This is a genomic window from Nostoc cf. edaphicum LEGE 07299 (assembly GCF_015207245.1).
Lineage (GTDB): Bacteria > Cyanobacteriota > Cyanobacteriia > Cyanobacteriales > Nostocaceae > Nostoc > Nostoc edaphicum_B.
In genome coordinates this window covers 1-3,524 of record NZ_JADEXF010000661.1, presented here as the reverse complement: position 1 = coordinate 3,524, position 3,524 = coordinate 1, and the positions used below count along the sequence as shown (strand labels likewise).

Annotated in this window: 2 protein-coding genes and 1 pseudogene; all 3 read right to left on the bottom strand. The window is 37.5% G+C overall.

Annotated elements, in window-relative coordinates; all coding sequences use genetic code 11:
* Nucleotides 1-894 (bottom strand): annotated as a pseudogene (locus IQ229_RS18570) (tetratricopeptide repeat protein); the annotation flags it as partial.
* Between the two features lie 123 nt (nt 895-1,017).
* The gene (locus IQ229_RS18565) at nt 1,018-1,788 is read right to left on the bottom strand and encodes a WecB/TagA/CpsF family glycosyltransferase (protein WP_194046241.1); all 771 of its coding nucleotides are present in this window, start codon (nt 1,786-1,788) and stop codon (nt 1,018-1,020) included.
* Between the two features lie 236 nt (nt 1,789-2,024).
* The gene (locus IQ229_RS18560) at nt 2,025-3,092 is read right to left on the bottom strand and encodes a glycosyltransferase family 4 protein (protein WP_194046239.1); all 1,068 of its coding nucleotides are present in this window, start codon (nt 3,090-3,092) and stop codon (nt 2,025-2,027) included.
* Nucleotides 3,093-3,524: the final 432 nt, after the last annotated feature.

Sequence of the window (3,524 nt, the reverse complement as noted above, 5' to 3'; positions counted from 1 at the left end):
GCTATATACTGTCCCAATGCTCCTAAAACCACTTGCTAATTGACTCCAAATCACTGCAAAGGTCAAAAAAGTGGAAATGGACAACTTTGGCCCCGCTTTCACATCGTAAGCTTGTTGGTCAAACCAGTTAATTAGTCCCCGTTGCAAGAACTGTAAAATCAATGCCATTTCCACCCAATCTCTAAGGGTAATCCCCCGTTGTCGCTCGGCAAACTCAATTGCGGATTCTTCCCTAGCTAAGGTGCGAAGTAGTGTTTTGGGTAACTCACTATTGAGTTGTTTAGCCCAACTTGCCCAAGGGCCACTTTCTCCCGGTACGCCGCCAAATCCCAAAGATTCTTTTTGCTCGTACATCCAACTGAGCAAGTTGTCTTGCAATCGCTGCCAAGAAGCTAAACCACGGGTAATCCCTTCAGAAAATTGTTGTAAATCAGAATCTGCCTGAGCAAATTGCTGCAATGCTTTTGATAACTGCTGTAACTGTTGTAAATTTAGCGGATACTTCTGATTCGGGTCAGTAACCCGGATAAATGTCGCTAGACGCTCGCCAGCAGGGGCTGTGGTAATTTCTGTAGCTGCAAAGGCGATCGCTTCTGTGGCTTTATTTTGCTCTTGCCAGCGCTGCCATTGACTTTGAATAGTCTTAATGGCTCTCAAACTGCGAGTCGCCTTGGCTTTCTTGAGTTCGTCTTTTTCTCTATCTACTTGGCTTTGGAGGGAATTCAGGCGATCGCTCAAAGCTAGCTCAAAGACTTCCCCTGTACCGGAAGTAATCCCTTTAAGCAGCATTTGATACACCTGTTCTACAGAGCTAATCTTGCCCTTGAGTGTGGTTTCGACAATTTCATCGATTAAGGCAAGATAGCGATCGCTTAATGGCAGAGAGTCTGGCACTTTGGCTATTAGGAGAATGTCACGTCAATTCTAATTCTAGTCTTGGCCGCAGAGGTAGGGGAAACAATTGGCCACTTTTCACCAGTCATGGTCATAACAAACGCGAAATTTAGAAAAATTTATTTAGCGATTTGTTATCATTCCTTGAGTGATTCGCTGTTTAACTACACGATAAAAAAATAATGGAATGCCTACAAGATAACGGTCTGCTAGACGAGTGGGTTCAGTAATTAAGCGTGTTAACCACTCCAGACCATTATCAGTCAGCCAACGCGGCCCGCGATATATAGAGTCAGTATAAAAATCTAGACAAGCACCTAAAGGTAAAAATACAGTAGTTTCAATTTTATTGAAGTTATCTAAAATCCAGCGTTCCTGTAATGGCATTCCAAAACCAATATATAAAATATCCGGTTGGAATTTATTAATTTTTTTTATTACCAAATCATTCTCTTTTCCTGATTTATCAAAATAACCATGATGTCCCTGTACGCGTAAATTAGGCGCAATTGATCCTAACTTAGTAATTGCCTTATCTACTACGCCAGGTTTTCCAGCTAACAAAAATAAAGAAAGGTTTTCTCGATCGCACTTTAATGCTAAATCTTCTATGTAATCTGGTGCTGTCATTCGATGTGCAGATTGCATTGAATAACCGTTGAATCTAGCTCCTACCATTACACCAAATCCGTCACAAAATACTAAATCAGCCTTATTCAAAAAATCTCGATACCAAGATTTTTCATAAGCGAAATTCATTGCTCTGATATTCACATGTCCTACAACTGTCTTTTTTTGGCTTTTTGCGGCTTCTATTAAATAATCAACTAATTCTTGTACTTTAACTTTATGGAATCTTGTATCAAACAATTTTACTTCAGGAAAATTTTTCATTTCTGCACCTCAATTTATTAGCCAGCATACCAACTTTAAACAAATCCAAACAGCAAAACGATAATACCTCTATTGCTCTCTTGATTTTTACTAATATTAAATTCCTACTTTTCAGCGCTTATTATCCTACAGAACGTAATTGGGTAGTTTTAAGTTTAGTATTTAATAACATATCCTAATTCAGTTTAACATCAGGAGAACGGTAGAACTAAAACTTATTTTCATCATGACGGCTTTCAATCTAAAACTGCTGCATAAATACATTTCAAAGATGTCATATAATTATTTATATCCAAGTGTTTAACTCCAACTCTTGCATTATTTCCCAGAGATATTCTCAGATTCTCGTCTGTAATTAAGGATCGCATTGCCTCTGACAATTGTTGGATATCCCCAGGATTAACTAATAAACCATTCTGGTTTTGAGTAACTATTTCGGGTATTCCTCCCACTGGGGTAGTGATAACCGGCAAACCCCAACTCATTGCTTCTAGCAGTGCCATAGGCAGACCTTCGTTGTAAGAAGGTAATACCAATACATCAGCTTTAGTTAAAAGCTCGTCACGTTTTTCTTGGTCTACCCAATCAAGAATAGTGATGGAGTCAATCAGATTTAGAGTTGGGATCAAACTACGAGCTTGTTCTACATCTCCATCGCCCGCCATAACTAGCTTGGCTTGGCTTTGTTGAGCAACAGGTATAGAAGCAAATGCTTTAATTAAATCAAATGCACCTTTGCGCTCACCAATACGCCCTAAAAATAAGAAAAATATCTGGTTGGAACCTATCCGCTGTGGGATTTGTGCGGGAATTTTTACCGGGTTAGGGAGAACAATAACTTGCTCTGGCTTCAAACCAAGATTCTCAATGTAGAAATTTTTCCAGCTATTTGATAAAGCAATGAAACAGGTACATTTACAAAATGACCAACTTAGCCACTGCTTAAGCCATTGAGGTAGTTTAGAGTAAAACAAATGAAAATCAGAACTATGAGTATGAATAATTACTGGTTTTTGAAATAGCCAACCAATAAGAGTAGTGATTGAATGACGAAAAGCACTACCTCTAGATGAAACATGGATATGAATTAAATCAACTTTTTTGTTTAATAAGTTCCAAAATAACTCACATATTGCTTGCAAAAACACAAACACTTTATGGACAGCAGAACCATTCGGTAAAGTAGCAATGTGTTTAATTTGAATATCAGAGGTAGTTCCTTCAAGAATGAGCTTTTCCACAGAAACTATTCCACCTTGTCGCTCCAAGCTTTCGCCCAACATAGTAACTTTTATGGAACTCATAATTGCTATTAATATATTTTTGAAATTGAGTACATGGCTATCTCTATAAACTATACAATATAAGAACGAATTTCTTATAGTTTATATCCAAGTCTTACTCCAAGGGCATTTTGAGAGTTAATGCTAATAACTCTTAAAATGCCCAATCGCAGTTCCACAAATTTATTCAATGTACGCTGTTCTGATTTTACAGGATTACTTGCATAACAAAACTATGCCATAGGAAGTGTTATGAGGATAAGGATGTTTTAAAAGTATTTTTGTTAATAACAAAATACTATAAACTTTACCCTATTTTAATATAAGGGTATAGCGGTTTTAAAGACCCTCACGAATCTTGGAGAGGTTTATAGAGGGGGTTTTCAACAGACTATTTGGAGCTTTTTAACCATTTATTGAAACAATTTGAACTTTTAAACCCTGTAAACTATA